This is a genomic window from Streptomyces sp. NPDC088745 (assembly GCF_044751045.1).
GTDB lineage: Bacteria > Actinomycetota > Actinomycetes > Streptomycetales > Streptomycetaceae > Streptomyces > Streptomyces cremeus.
The window spans coordinates 103,036-115,562 of the sequence record NZ_JBIVLB010000015.1 but is presented as its reverse complement, the minus strand read 5'-3'; the positions used below and the strand labels follow the sequence as shown (position 1 = coordinate 115,562).

Genomic DNA, 12,527 nt, shown 5'->3' with positions numbered 1-12,527 from the left:
TACTGTCTTCCTCATGACGGAGAACGCGACGACGCACGGAGACGCCGGGAACGGCACGGAAGCGGTGCCCGGCCGCGCGGGCCCGGACGTCCGCGACCACGTGGATCACGTACTGGACCAGTGGCACGCCCAGCGTCCCGACCTGGACGTCTCCCCCATGGCGGTGATCGGCAGGCTGAAGCGGCTGACGCTGTTCATCGAGCCGGAGATGAAGAAGACCTTCGCCGCGCACGGGCTGGACCGGGCGTCCTTCGACGTGCTGGCGACCCTGCGGCGCAACGGTCCCGGCACCCCCCTCACCCCCGCCGAGCTGATGGCCTCCGCGATGGTGACCTCGGGTGCGGTCACCCAGCGCCTGGACCGCCTCCAGAGCCGCGGCCTGATCACCCGCACCCCGAGCCCCACGGACGGCCGGGTCGTCCACGTCGCCCTGACGGAGGAGGGGCTGGCGCTGGTCGAGACCGCGCTGCCGGACCACCTGGCCACCGAGACGCGCGTCCTGGCCGCCCTCTCCCCCGCCGAGCAGGAGCAGTTGTCCCTCCTGTTGCGGACCCTGCTGCTGGGGCTCGGCGACACGTTCTAGCCGGACGGGCCCTTGGGCGGGAACCGGAACGACGGTCGCGGGCCGGGCACGACCGCCCGCCTGCCCGTACCCGGGAAAGCGCTCGCTCCTGCCGGGGGTCGGCCGCAGCACCGCGAAGCGCGCCCCCGCCCGGTCGGCGGAGAGGCCCATCGCCCTCCCTCCGGAACGAACGCGCACATCACAGTCGCCCGACTGGCCCCTGTAAATCGAACAGACGTACGCTTCCGGTATGTCTTCCTACTCCGCCCCCTTCCCCGAGGACCTCATCGACCTTCAGCAGCAGCTCCACCAGGCCCAGGCCGACTTCCACACCCTCGCCACCGCCCCTCCCTGGGGCGCGGACTCCGCCCCCGTCTTCACCGAGGAGGAAGTGGACCAGGTGGAGGAGCTGTGGGAGCGCATCCGCGAGCTGACCATGGCCGTCAACGAGCATCCGTACTGGACGGCCACGACCGGCGCGGGCGGCGGCCCGGTGAACAACGCCCGGCGCGGACTGCGCGTGGTCCGCGACCCGGAGGCCGACGCCGGCGCCGCCTGATTCCGCACGCGCCCCGCGCGCCCCTGTTCACCGCCGGGTTCCCGGGTACACGTACCGCAGCACGTCGATGACGTGCCACGGAACGGCGACACGGAAGAGGAACAGGGTCATGTCGATGCGCGCGGTGGGTTGGGCGAGGACGTTCCCGATGTCGCAGGGCGTGCGCGAGGGCAGAAGGTGGACGGAGGAGCACCTCTCCCAGCTCCCCTGGTACGAGAGCTGCCCGGACACGGTGGACTCCATCGTGCTGACCGTCTCCGAGCTGCTCACCAACGCCCATCTGCACGCCCATAGCGACGCCCAGCTCGTGCTGACCTGGGACAGCCGCTGTGTGCACGTGACCGTGCACGACGACACGTCCGGGCGGCCCCCCAAGCAGCGCGCCGAGTCCACGGCGGCGACCTCGGGGCGCGGCATCGCGATCGTGGACGCGCTGGCGGACAGTTGGGAGACCCACGAGCAGCAGCACGGCAAGGCGGTCACGGCCTGCTTCACCCCGGAGTTGCCGGAGTCGGCGCAGAGTTGAGCCGACCCCGGCAGCCTCCGGCCGACGCGGGCCTGGACCCCGGCCGACGCGGGGCTGAGGGGCGGGGGCACGCGTCGGCGGGTGCGGGACGCTCAGCGGGTGCGGGCGACCTTCATCCCGTACCGCGACCACAGGGCCCGCTGGACGAACAGGGTCACCGTTCCCGCAATCAGCATTCCCGCGAGGTTGACGCCGAGCTGGATCAGGGAGGCGCCCACCTCGTTCCAGTGCGCGAGCGGGACCGCGACCGCCAGGTTTCCCGCGGCGGGCACGGTGGTGACGGAGATGAAGACGCCGACCAGCGTCGAGGACTTGCCCGCGGTCATGGAGAGGATGCCCGCGATCCCGGCGAGCAGCGCGACCACGAACGACCAGCGGTCGGGGTGGATGATGAAGTCGGTCAGCGGCCGGCCGTCCAGCATCGAGGGCTCGATCCAGCCCAGCAGCCGCCCGGCCGCGGCCAACGCCATGGTGATCAGTACGGCCGCCGTGAAGCCGACGACGAGCGTGCGGACGGCCCGGCCGACCAGCGCGCCCCTGCGGCTCATCAGGCCGAAGCAGATCGCCGCGACCGGCCCGAACTCGGGGCCCAGCACCATCGCGCCGACTATCAGGATGGGCTGGTCCAGCAGCGCCCCGATCGCCGCGATCTGCGTGGCCAGTGCGAGGAAGGCGAGGAAGGCCCAGGTCAGACGGGTCTCGGTGGCGGTGCGGGCGGTCAGTTCGTCCCAGACCACGGCATCGTCCGGGTCGCCCGGAGCGGCTTCCTCCGCCTTCTCGGCGGCCGTGGAGATCGACAGGTCGAGCGCCTCGACGGTGATGCCGCCGGTGTCCTTGAGCCCCAGGCCGCGCAGTGCGTCGAGCACGCCGTTGGCCGCCTCCCGCGCGACGTCGAACTCGACGAGGTCGCCCGCCGGGGCGTACGCGGCCCCGGGCAGTCTGAGGACGTTGACGACGGCGGGGCAGTCCGTCGCGATGTCCAGCACCGCGTCGGTGCGGTCGGCCGGACTGATGACTCGTACATGCAGCATGGCCGTATTCTGCCGGGCCCGCCGCCGTAGATTGACCGGATGGGCAGCACACATGACACACGCACGCCGGACATCGACGCGACGAGCCACCTGAACGGGGACGCCATCGACGCGCCGCTGGTACGGGGGTTGCTGGAGGAGCAGCATCCGGATCTGGCCGGTCTGGAACTGCGTCGCGTCCAGGGCGGCTGGGACATGCAACTGTGGCGGCTGGGCGACGAGTTGGCGGTAAGGCTGCCGCTCACCCGGCGGGGTCCCGAGCTGCTGCGCAACGAACTGCGCTGGCTGCCGGAGCTGGCCGGGCGCCTTCCGCTGCCGACGCCCGTGCCGGTGCGGACCGGGGTGCCGACCGCGCGTTTCCCGCGCCCGTGGTCGGTGGCGGCCTGGGTGCCGGGCGAGCCCGCGGACAGTTCGCCCGTGACCGCCGGGCACCGGCTGGAGGCGGCCGACGCGCTGGCGGGCTTTCTGCGCGCCCTGCACGTTCCGGCTCCGGCGGACGCGCCGGTGAACCCGCTGCGCGAGTGGTCGTTGGCCCAGGTGAGCGACGGTTTCGCCGACACGGTGAACAAGGACCTGGCGGAGGGCGCCGCCTCGGCGGTACGGAGCGCGGGCGTCGAGCGCGTGCGCGCCCTGTGGGCGGACGCGGCGGCCGCACCGGCCTGGACGGGCCCGGCGCTGTGGCGGCACACCGACCTGCACCCCGCGAACGTCGTCGTCACGGGCGGCAGGCTCACCGGGATCATCGACTTCGGGGACCTGTCCACCGGCGACCCCGCCCAGGACCTCGCGGCGGTCTGGACCCTGCTCCCCTCGGGTCCGCCGGGCGCGGCCCCCGCCACCGTGGCGCGCTTCCTCGCCGGATACGGCGAGGTGGACGAGGCGACACTGCGGCGGGCCAGGGGCTGGGCCCTGTCGCGGGCCCTGATGCTCATCGCCGTCGGGCACAACGGGAACAAGGGCCTGCCCGGCGGAAAGCCGACATGGGGCCCGGCGGGCAGGGCGGCGCTGGAACGGGTGCTGGCGGGCTGAGGACTCGGCCTCCCCTTCCCGGATCGCGGTGACGTGCGCCGCGCCGACCGCCGTCGGGGCGCGGGGCGAGGCGGGGGCGGAGCATCAATCCCGGTGCGGCCGGGCGGGTGCGCGTGATAGGTCTCGCCCCCATGACCACAGATCCCCATGCGAACGACCTCCGCACGGACCGGCTCGTCCTCCACCCCCTGTCCGTGGCGGACAGCGAACGCCTGGTGGCGGGCGGGCCGTACCACCGGACCCCGGACTACCCCCGCGAGGGGGACATCTCCGCGGCCCGGCGCTTCCTGCGGGTGTGCGCGGAGAAGGGCGACCCGAGTCCGTACGCCAACTTCGAGATACGGCTGCGGGAGAACGGCCTGCCCGTCGGCGGCATCGGTTTCCACGACGCGGAGGACGAGAGCGGCGCCGTCACGGTCGGGTACGGGCTGATTCCGCAGGCGTGGGGCAAGGGATACGCGACCGAGGCGCTGCGGGAGGTCGTACGGTTCGCCCGCGCCTGCGGGGCCACCCGGGTGAAGGGCGACGCCGACCACGCCAACGTCGCGTCGCAGCGGGTGATGCGGGCAGCGGGGATGCTTCCGGTCGGGGAGGACGCGGAGGTGCGGTACTTCGAGGTGGCGTGGGACGGCGCGGAGGCCCGGGGGCTGCCCGTGGCGAGCGCCCCGTACTCCCGCTTCGCCGCCCCCGACGGCATCCGGCTCGCCTACCGCGTCGTCGGCGGCGGTACGGACGGCCCGGCGGCCCCCGTCGTCTGCCTGCCCGGCGGCCCCCTGCACGACTCCCGCTATCTCGGGGACCTCGGCGGTCTCGCGGAGGCGTCCGGGCGGCGGCTGCTGTTCCTCGACTTCCGCGGCAGCGGCGGCTCCGACGTCCCGGCCGACCCCGGCTCGTACCGCTGTGACCGGCTCGTCGAGGACGTCGAGGCGCTGCGCGTCCACCTGGGCCTGCCCGCGCTCGACCTGCTCGGGCACTCCGCCGGGGCGAACGTCGCCGTGCAGTACGCGGCCCGCCACCCCGACCGCTTGGCCCGGCTGGTGCTGATCACCCCGAGCACCCGGGCGGTCGGCATCGAGGTCCCGGACGCGATGCGGCGCGCGGGCGCGGACCTGCGCCAGGGCGAGGACTGGTATCCGCAGGCCTCGGCCGCGCTGAGCGCCATCGCGGCGGGCGAGGCGACGGCGGAGAACTTCGCGGCGGTCACGCCGTTCTTCTGGGGCCGCTGGGACGAGGCGGCCCGGGCGCGCACGGCCGAGTGGCAGGCACAGAACACCAACCCGGACTCCGGCCGCTCCTTCGGCGCGCAGGGCGCTTTCGACCCGGAGGCGACGCGGGCGGCGCTCGCCCGACTCGCCGTCCCGGTGGGCCTGTTGGCGGGCGAGTACGACCTGAACAGTCCTCCCCGGTCGACGGAGGAGTTCGCGGGCCTGTTCCCGAACGCCGACACGACCTGCCGGGTGCAGGCGGGGGCGGGGCATTACCCGTGGCTGGACGACCCGAAGGCGTTCACGCGGGCCGTGGCGGACCTCCTGCGCTGAAGCCCGCCGCCCCGGGCGCTGCTCACCGGCCGCCCCAGGCCCGTGTCCCGCGATGATCCGAACGTAATTCGATTTTCCGGTCCTTCAGTCCCTTTCGGGCCCTTCAGTCCCCCGCAGGTCCCCGGGTCCGGGCGTCCGCGCGTCCGGGCGCCGCCCCGGGCCGCCCCCTGTCCACCGATCGGTGGACAGGGCGTTCCCTCCTCGGGTCGCTACCGGCCGCGCCCCGGCCCGGCACGATGCACCCATGACTCCACGCAGGACTCCGCACCGGCTCGAAGTGGCCGTTCGCGTAAGGGACTTGACCAAGCGGTACGACCGCACGACGGTCGTCGACGGCCTGGACCTGGACATCGCGCACGACGAGGCCCTCACCCTCGCCCTGAGCCCCGCCGTCGTCCTCATGGACCTGCGCATGCCCGGCAGCGGGGTGACCGCCACCGCCCGGATCACCGCCGGGGAACCGGCCGGCCGGGTCCTCAACGAGGCGACGGTCAAGACCCATCTGCTGCGCGTCTTCGGCGAGCTGGAGGTGGACGACCGCACGGCGGCGGTGACGGCGGCGGGCCGGGGGCTGCTCGCCCCGGAGGAGTAGCCCCCGGGGCGAGCAGCCTTCAGGGTCTGGCGCCTGTGCCGGGTCCGGCACGGGCGCCGCTGCCCGGGATCAGGCAGCCAGGTCCGCCTGGGAGACCTTCTGCGCGCTCTGCGCGCTCTGCGCGGGGAGCGTGACGGTGGAGTCCGGCGTCTCGACGGCCCGTGCGCAGCACGTGCGGGCCAGCAGGGCGTCAGCCGACGCCAGGGCGGCCTCGATCGTCTTCGTCGAGGTCATCACGCACAGCGTGTACGTGACGTCGTCCAGCGCCTGCCGGGACTCCGGTGTCGGGTTCTGGGCGTGGGCGAACCGGGTCTCCGCATAGCGCGTGAGGAGTGTGCGCAGCACCTTCGGGTCGGGCACCAGCATGTAAGGGTTCCCCTTCTCTTGTCCTGTTGAGTTTTGTGCACCTGTGTCGTGTGCGTCGGGTACTTCTCTGTTCGGCGTTCTTGGTGCGGGTCGCGGCATGCGTCGCATGCGTCGCGTGCGTCAGGTGGTGGCACGTCTACGCCGGGTACGCGTGCTCTTGGTGCGACTTCCCCTCTTTCACGTGCGCCACACCGGCCGGTTTGCGCCAGAGTGTGTCGCCCGCGGCACGCACGGTGAACAGAGATTACGCAGAAGACCCGTCAAGTACCCGTGAGTTAACCTTTGGCCTCCGCCGGACGGCCGTCGTCGGACAGCCTCCGTCGGACAGCCGGTGGGCCGCTCTCAGGCGGTGGTCAGCATGCCGGTGCGGAGCTGGCCGAGGATGCGGGTCAGCAGACGCGAGACCTGCATCTGGGAGATGCCGAGCACCTCGCCGATCTCGGCCTGGGTGAGCTCCTGGCCGAAGCGCATCGAGAGGATGCGGCGGTCGCGGTCGGAGAGCTGGGCGAGCAGCGGGGCCAGCGTGTGCAGGTCCTCGAAGAGTTCCATGCCCGGGTCGACCGCGCCGAAGAAGTCGGCGTACGAGACGGCGGACTTGGCGTTGTTGTCGTTGCCGGTCTCGGCGGGGAGGTCCAGGGAGCCGGCCGTGTACCCGTTGGCGGCGACCAGGCCGTCGGTGACCTCGGCCTCGGTGAGCTCCAGGAGCTCGGCGAGCTCGGCGACGGTGGGGTCCCGGTCCAGGACGGTCGCGAGCTGCTCCTTGGCCTTGGCCAGTTCGGTACGCAGTTCCTGGAGGCGGCGGGGGACGTGCACGGCCCAGGTGGTGTCGCGGAAGAAGCGCTTGATCTCGCCGGTGATGTAGGGGATCGCGAAGGAGGTGAACTCGACTTCGCGGGTGAGGTCGAACCGGTCTATCGCCTTGATCAGACCGATCGTTCCGACCTGGATGATGTCCTCCAGGTCGCCGCTCCCCCGGTTGCGGAAGCGGCGCGCGGCGAACTTCACCAGCGAGAGGTTCATCTCGATGAGGGTGTTGCGCGCGTACTGGTACTCGTGCGTGCCCTCCTCCAGCTCCTGCAGCCGGTCGAGGAACAGCTTGGAGAGCTGGCGCGCGTCCTTGGGGGCGACGGCGGTGGGGTGCGCGATGTGCGGGAGCTCGGCGGGACGGACCGGCTCTTGGGACTGCGAACCGATGTCGGCCGGGGCCACGACGGCAGTGGTGGTGGGGGCTGACAGCATCACAGTTCCTCCTTGAGTCACGGTCGTCTCCTCACCGAGCCTTGCCCGCGAACGCGTGTTCACTCTCGGCAGAGGCAATCTTTCTTCGACATATTTTCACCAAAGCCTTTCGAGGGGTGGAGAGTGCGGGCCGGGGCCGGGGAGCGCCGAGTGGGAGGCACGGATGGCGAGTCGACGCCGCGTCAGCTCACCGTCAGCTCGTTCAGGGCGACATTGCCCCACTGGGTGTTCGCCGCCTTGACCACCAGGCGGACCCGGGAGGCGGTGACGGGGGCGGGAAGGGCGAGCGTGCGGCGCTCGACGGTGGCGGTGTTGCTGTTCCAGGTGACCGCGGCGTCCGTGAGGCGGGTCGTCCAGGCGGAGCCGTCCCAGGTCTGCACGTCGACCCTGGTGAAGCCCTGCCCCTGGCCGAAGTGGGTGGCGAGGGTGACGGAGTGGACCGTGCGGGCGGTGTGGTGGTCGACGGTGACGGTCCCGGGCAGGACGGCGGGGTCGGCGCTGCCCCAACTGGTGGCCTCGCTGCCGTCGACGACGGCGGCGATCGAGCCCTGTCCGGTGCCGAGGGTGGTGGTCGCGGTCGGCGCGGGCAGGCTGCCGGCCGCGCTCTGTACCGCGCCGATGTCCCCGGGAGTACGGAGGACCGCACCCAGAATGTCCCGGCCGCCGTTGCCGGGGACCGCGACGGCGGCGCCGATCGCGGCGGAGCCGGACAGCGGAACGTACCCGGTGAGATCCGTGCGGGAGGTGGCGGTGCCGGGGGCGGTCAGCTTCGGGGCGCCCGTGACGGCGGCCGGGTCCGGCGGGACGGGCCCTCCCGCGTAGAGGTTGTTGCGGTAGGTGATGCCCGCCGTGTCGTAGGGCAGCTTCGCCTGGTTGACGATGAGGTTGTTGCGGAAGGTGACGTTCTTCGGGTTGTGGTAGACCTGCGCGATCTTGTGGAGGGGGCGGGCGGAGGTCGGGGCCGGGGCGACGTAGACCGTGTTGTGGTAGATGTCGACGCCGTCGGTGTTGGTCGAGAAGGTGAAGATCTCGTTGCCGTCGAACTGGCTGATGTTGTGCCGGATGACGGCGCTGGCCGGGGCGGTGCCGAGCGAGACGGAGATGAAGAAGCCGCCGCCGTTGTCGTGGCTGTAGTTGTACTGGATCAGGCTGTCGTGGCTGGAGGCGTCGGCGTCGAAGGCGGTGCAGTCCAGGCCCCGGCCGCCGTATCTCGCTCCGTACACCTCGTTGAACTGGACCGTGGTGCGGTCCGCCCCGGACCACCAGATGCCGACGTTGGTGGTCGTCGAGGTGGGGCGGGCGACGGTGTTGTACTCGATGAGGGTGTCGGCGACCTGGTTGGGGTTGATGCCGCCCGAACCGACGTCGTGGACGTAGTTGTCGCGGATGACCAGGCCGGTGCTGGGGGTGAAGGGCCCGTACTCGGTGGCGGGGATGTTCAGTTCGCCCCAGAGCTCGTTCCAGCCCTCGCGGCGCATCCAGGTGGACCAGGTGGTGATGCCGTACGCCTTGGTGTCGGCTATCTCGTTGTTCTCGATGCGCATGCCGGTGAAGTAGGTGGGGGTGGTGTTGCCCCGGACGTTCACCAGGATGCCGGCGGAGCCGATGTTGCCCTTGCCGACCTGGGCGATGCCGTCCGTGCCGTGGACGTGGAGGTTGCGCAGGGTGATGCCGGGGACGGGGCCGATGTCCTTGGCGCGGACCTCGACGCCGGTGCGCCAGGTGGTGCCGCCGGTGCCGTTGGTGACTTCGAGGCCGTCGAGGGTCCAGTGGGAGAGGTTGTGGAGGAGTACGGCGGAGGGGACGGTGGCGTTTCCGGCGATGACGGGCTTGCGGCCGGTGCCGTAGGAGGTGGCGGTGACGGGGGCGGCGGCGGTGCCGGAGCCGCGGGGGGCGAACTGGCCGGTCCAGGTGCGGCCGGCGGCGAAGCGGAGGGTGTCGCCGGGGAGGAAGGTGTGCTGGTTGGCGCGGGTGAGGGTGCGCCAGGGGGTGGTGGGGGTGGTGCCGTTCGCGGTGTCGGAGCCGGACTCGGAGTCGAGGTAGTAGGTGGTGCCGGGGCCGGCGGCGGGTGCGGGCCCGGTGGGGTGGCCGGGCAGTGCGGCGGAGGCGGTGCCGGGGGCGGCGAGGGCGAGGGTGGCGCCGACGGTGAGGCCGAGGAAGGTGCGGCGGGTGGGCACGGGGGCTCCTTGAGGGGTACGGGGCGGGGCCGGGCCTGTGGGGAGGGGCGGTCCGGCGGGGAGGCTGGGCGGGGGGGCGTCCCGGTGGGCCGGGAGCGGGAGGGGCCGCCCCCTTGCCCACTCGTTCCGCCCCTTCCGGGGCGGCCCCGTCGCCCGACGGGACGCAGGAAGAGGAAGGGGAGGACAGCCCCGTCGCGCAGGGGAGCCGGGTGGGGCAGGGGCACAAGGGTGGGATGAGGATTGAAAAGGTGTTTGCATATATGGCCCTCTTCGGGGCCGCGCGTCAAGAGGCCGGACGAGGCAAAGGTGTGTCGAAGTCGTAGAGGAGCGCGTCCACTTGGTCCAGCGCGTGCCGGACCGCCCCCAGCGTGACCGCCCGTTCGGCGAGCGCCGAGACCTCCAGCCGGGGAGGTTCCAGGCACAGGGGGTCCAGGTGCCGGCGCAGCGGCTCCAGCAGCACGTCCCCCGAGCGGGACACCCCGCCGCCCAGCACCACCAGGTCCGGATCCACGGTCAGGACCAGCGCCGCGATCCCCTCCGCCAGGTCGTGCGCGTACTGCTCGACCGCCCAGCGCGCCGCCGGGTCCCCCTCCCTGGCCCGCCCGAAGACATGCCCGGCGATCTCCTCGGGGCGGGTCCCCGGCGGCAGCCCCTGGCAGCCCGCCAGGTGGGACGGGGCCCGGTGCCAGCCCACCAGCGGCAGCGCCCCGATCTCCCCCGCCGTGCCCCGGCGCCCGCGGTGGATGCGCCCGCCGATGAGCATCCCGGCCCCGGTCCGCACGCCGGAGAGGACGAAGACCAGGTCGGACACGTCCTGGGCCAGTCCGGTCCAACTCTCGGCCAGCGCCGCCAGGTTGCAGTCGTTCTCGACCAGGACCGGGCAGTCGAAGCCGCCGCCGAGTTCGCCGGCGAGGTCGACGCCCACCCAGTCCGGCAGCCCCACGCACATGCGCACCACGCCCTCGGCCGTCACCACCCCCGTGGTGCCGACGCAGACGGCCGCGATCCCGCCCGCCCCGAGCCCGGCCTCCTCCAGGGCCTCCCGCATCACCGCCCGGGTCGCCGCCAGCCGCTCCGCGCGCCCGCAGTCGGCCGCCACCGGCCGGGTGCGCGAGGCCGCCGCCGCTCCCGACAGATCGGCGACCTGCGCGCGCACGCTGTACGAGCCGATGTCCACGCCGAGCACATGGCTGCCCGCGGCGTGGAAGGCCACCAGCCTGGCCGGGCGGCCCATCTGCCCTGCCTCCGGGGGAAGTTCCCGCAGCCAGCCCGCCGCCAGCAGCTCCTCCACCAGGCTCTCCACGGTGGGCCGGGACAGCCCGACCCGCCGGGCCAGCTCGGTGAGGCTGGTCGGCCCGCGGTCCCGGACGGTGCGCAGCGTCGTGACCAGGTTGATCCGGCGCAGCCGGGAGGTGTCGCCTCCGTGCTGTGTCAAAACGTCACCGTCGTTCCCTTGACAGAGTCTGTACGGACAAATAAAAACAGTCTTCATTAGTAACTGGCAAGCATCTCCCCTGCCGGTGAAGCGAGTTCGGCGACGGGCTCTTCGGAAGGACTTCCATGGTCACACTCGCCGTCATCGGCGCCGGACTGCGCGGGCAGAGTTATGCCCGGCGCGCCCTGGAGACCGGGCGGGCCACGGTGGTCGCGGTGGCCGAGCCCGATCCCGTACGCCGTCGGACGATGGCCGAGGAACACGGCGTACCACCGGAGCGGACGTTCGCGCACTGGCGCGAACTGCTCGCCGGGGAACGCCTCGCGGACGCGGCGATCGTCTCCACGCAGGACCGCATGCACCGCGAACCCGCGGTGCGGGCGGCCGAGTTGGGGTACGACATCCTGCTGGAGAAGCCGATGGCGCACAGCGAGGAGGAGGCGCACGCCATCGCCGGGGCCGCCGCGCGGGCCGGGGTGCTGCTCGCCGTCTGCCACGTCATGCGCTACACCCCGTACACCGCGGCCCTCAAGGAGATCGTGGACGCGGGCCGGATCGGACAGGTCGTGAACATCCAGCACCTGGAGCAGATCGGCTGGTGGCACCAGGCGCACTCGTTCGTACGGGGCAACTGGAGCCGTGAGGACGAGTCGGCCCCGATGCTGCTGGCCAAGGCCTGTCACGACCTGGACTGGATCACGTACATCAAGGGCGAACTGCCCGCACGGGTCAGCTCGTTCGGGGCGCTGACGCACTTCCGGCCCGAGCACCGGCCCGAGGGCGCCGCGGACTCCTGCCCGTCCTGCCCGGTCGAGCGGAGCTGCGCCTACTCCGCCAAGCGCCTCTACCTGGGGTGTCTGGGCGATCCCGACAAGGAGTTCTGGCCGCTGTCGGCGGTGACCGGGGCGCGTACCGAGGCGGGCGTGCTGGCCGCGCTGGCGGACAGCCCGTACGGCAGGTGCGCCTACGCCGGCGGGAACGACGTCCTGGACAACCAGGTGGTGAGCCTGGAGTTCGCCGACGGCACGAACGCGACGTGCACGGTGACGGCGTTCGCCGCGCTGGAGCACCGCAAGACGCGGATCTTCGGCACGCTCGGCTCGGTGGAGGGCGACGGGGTGACCCTGCGGCTGCACGACTTCCTCACGGACACGGTGACGGTCGTCGGGACCGGCTCCGGTGCGAACGCGTCGGCGGCGGCGGGGCACGGCGGCGGCGACGCCACGATGTTCGACGCGTTCGTGGCCGCGGTGGACAAGCAGGACCCGAGCCTGGTCCTGAGCAGCGGTGACGAAAGCCTCGCCACGCACCGGGTGGTGTGGGCGGCGGAGCGCGCGCGGCACACGGGCACGGTGGTGACGCTCGACGCGCCGACCGGCCCCCTCTCCCCCTGAGCCCCCTGAATCCTCTCGGCCCTCTCTTCCCCGTCCGAAGTCCTTGCAGTCCCGAAGACGCGATGAAAGGCACTACCAC

Annotated in this window: 12 protein-coding genes and 2 pseudogenes; 8 read left to right on the top strand and 6 right to left on the bottom strand. The window is 72.5% G+C overall.

Going from position 1 to position 12,527, the window contains the following annotated elements; translation table 11 throughout:
- The first annotated feature begins 13 nt into the window (after nucleotides 1-13).
- Complete coding sequence (locus ACIP93_RS30660; RefSeq protein WP_401763927.1) at nucleotides 14-583, top strand: MarR family winged helix-turn-helix transcriptional regulator; 570 nt, start codon at nucleotides 14-16, stop codon at nucleotides 581-583.
- 229 nt (nucleotides 584-812) lie between these two features.
- Nucleotides 813-1,121 carry a hypothetical protein gene (locus ACIP93_RS30655; RefSeq protein ID WP_401763924.1) on the top strand — a complete coding sequence of 103 codons (309 nt, stop codon included), beginning with the start codon at nucleotides 813-815 and terminating at the stop codon, nucleotides 1,119-1,121.
- A gap of 27 nt (nucleotides 1,122-1,148) precedes the next feature.
- Here ACIP93_RS30655 and ACIP93_RS30650 read toward each other — a convergent pair whose 3' ends face one another.
- Nucleotides 1,149-1,364 (bottom strand): hypothetical protein, encoded by a 216-nt coding sequence (locus ACIP93_RS30650; RefSeq protein ID WP_345228027.1) that lies wholly within the window; start codon nucleotides 1,362-1,364, stop codon nucleotides 1,149-1,151.
- On the opposite strand from ACIP93_RS30650, the gene ACIP93_RS30645 reads away from it, so the two are divergent.
- On the top strand, nucleotides 1,270-1,647 hold the full coding sequence (locus tag ACIP93_RS30645) for an ATP-binding protein (RefSeq protein WP_401764110.1): 378 nt from the start codon (nucleotides 1,270-1,272) through the stop codon (nucleotides 1,645-1,647). The two genes, ACIP93_RS30650 and ACIP93_RS30645, sit on opposite strands and share 95 nt — an antisense overlap.
- A gap of 92 nt (nucleotides 1,648-1,739) precedes the next feature.
- Here ACIP93_RS30645 and ACIP93_RS30640 read toward each other — a convergent pair whose 3' ends face one another.
- Nucleotides 1,740-2,678: a DUF389 domain-containing protein gene (locus ACIP93_RS30640; RefSeq protein WP_401763922.1), complete on the bottom strand. Its 939-nt coding sequence runs from the start codon at nucleotides 2,676-2,678 to the stop codon at nucleotides 1,740-1,742.
- Between the two features lie 39 nt (nucleotides 2,679-2,717).
- On the opposite strand from ACIP93_RS30640, the gene ACIP93_RS30635 reads away from it, so the two are divergent.
- From ACIP93_RS30635 to ACIP93_RS30620, 4 genes and pseudogenes are all read left to right on the top strand, one after another.
- On the top strand, nucleotides 2,718-3,707 hold the full coding sequence (locus ACIP93_RS30635) for an aminoglycoside phosphotransferase family protein (protein WP_401763919.1): 990 nt from the start codon (nucleotides 2,718-2,720) through the stop codon (nucleotides 3,705-3,707).
- A 131-nt stretch (nucleotides 3,708-3,838) separates the two neighbouring features.
- A pseudogene (locus ACIP93_RS30630) lies at nucleotides 3,839-4,273 on the top strand (GNAT family N-acetyltransferase); the annotation flags it as partial.
- 51 nt (nucleotides 4,274-4,324) lie between these two features.
- Entirely contained in the window at nucleotides 4,325-5,245 is a 921-nt protein-coding gene (locus ACIP93_RS30625) for an alpha/beta fold hydrolase (protein ID WP_401764107.1), read from the top strand.
- Between the two features lie 475 nt (nucleotides 5,246-5,720).
- Nucleotides 5,721-5,837: pseudogene (locus ACIP93_RS30620) on the top strand (DNA-binding response regulator); the annotation flags it as partial.
- 69 nt (nucleotides 5,838-5,906) lie between these two features.
- Here ACIP93_RS30620 and ACIP93_RS30615 read toward each other — a convergent pair.
- From ACIP93_RS30615 to ACIP93_RS30600, 4 genes are all read right to left on the bottom strand, one after another.
- On the bottom strand, nucleotides 5,907-6,203 hold the full coding sequence (locus tag ACIP93_RS30615; protein ID WP_401763916.1) for a DUF5133 domain-containing protein: 297 nt from the start codon (nucleotides 6,201-6,203) through the stop codon (nucleotides 5,907-5,909).
- Between the two features lie 342 nt (nucleotides 6,204-6,545).
- Nucleotides 6,546-7,442: a SigB/SigF/SigG family RNA polymerase sigma factor gene (locus ACIP93_RS30610; RefSeq protein WP_401763914.1), complete on the bottom strand. Its 897-nt coding sequence runs from the start codon at nucleotides 7,440-7,442 to the stop codon at nucleotides 6,546-6,548.
- A gap of 182 nt (nucleotides 7,443-7,624) precedes the next feature.
- Nucleotides 7,625-9,619, bottom strand: a complete 1,995-nt coding sequence (locus ACIP93_RS30605) for a discoidin domain-containing protein (protein ID WP_401763911.1) — start codon at nucleotides 9,617-9,619, stop codon at nucleotides 7,625-7,627.
- Between the two features lie 283 nt (nucleotides 9,620-9,902).
- Nucleotides 9,903-11,054 carry an ROK family transcriptional regulator gene (locus ACIP93_RS30600; protein WP_401763908.1) on the bottom strand — a complete coding sequence of 384 codons (1,152 nt, stop codon included), beginning with the start codon at nucleotides 11,052-11,054 and terminating at the stop codon, nucleotides 9,903-9,905.
- Between the two features lie 125 nt (nucleotides 11,055-11,179).
- On the opposite strand from ACIP93_RS30600, the gene ACIP93_RS30595 reads away from it, so the two are divergent.
- The gene (locus tag ACIP93_RS30595; RefSeq protein WP_401763905.1) at nucleotides 11,180-12,448 is read left to right on the top strand and encodes a Gfo/Idh/MocA family protein; all 1,269 of its coding nucleotides are present in this window, start codon (nucleotides 11,180-11,182) and stop codon (nucleotides 12,446-12,448) included.
- The last annotated feature ends 79 nt before the right edge of the window (nucleotides 12,449-12,527 follow it).

Bases quoted from the DNA above. Each gene is read 5' to 3' on its own strand.
- ACIP93_RS30640 (WP_401763922.1), bottom strand. From the start codon at position 2,678: ATGCTGCATGTACGAGTCATCAGTCCGGCCGACCGCACCGACGCGGTG.
- ACIP93_RS30615 (WP_401763916.1), bottom strand. From the start codon at position 6,203: ATGCTGGTGCCCGACCCGAAGGTGCTGCGCACACTCCTCACGCGCTAT.
- ACIP93_RS30650 (WP_345228027.1), bottom strand. From the start codon at position 1,364: ATGGAGTCCACCGTGTCCGGGCAGCTCTCGTACCAGGGGAGCTGGGAG.
- ACIP93_RS30635 (WP_401763919.1), top strand. From the start codon at position 2,718: ATGGGCAGCACACATGACACACGCACGCCGGACATCGACGCGACGAGC.
- ACIP93_RS30610 (WP_401763914.1), bottom strand. From the start codon at position 7,442: ATGCTGTCAGCCCCCACCACCACTGCCGTCGTGGCCCCGGCCGACATC.
- ACIP93_RS30660 (WP_401763927.1), top strand. From the start codon at position 14: ATGACGGAGAACGCGACGACGCACGGAGACGCCGGGAACGGCACGGAA.
- ACIP93_RS30645 (WP_401764110.1), top strand. From the start codon at position 1,270: ATGTCGCAGGGCGTGCGCGAGGGCAGAAGGTGGACGGAGGAGCACCTC.
- ACIP93_RS30655 (WP_401763924.1), top strand. From the start codon at position 813: ATGTCTTCCTACTCCGCCCCCTTCCCCGAGGACCTCATCGACCTTCAG.
- ACIP93_RS30595 (WP_401763905.1), top strand. From the start codon at position 11,180: ATGGTCACACTCGCCGTCATCGGCGCCGGACTGCGCGGGCAGAGTTAT.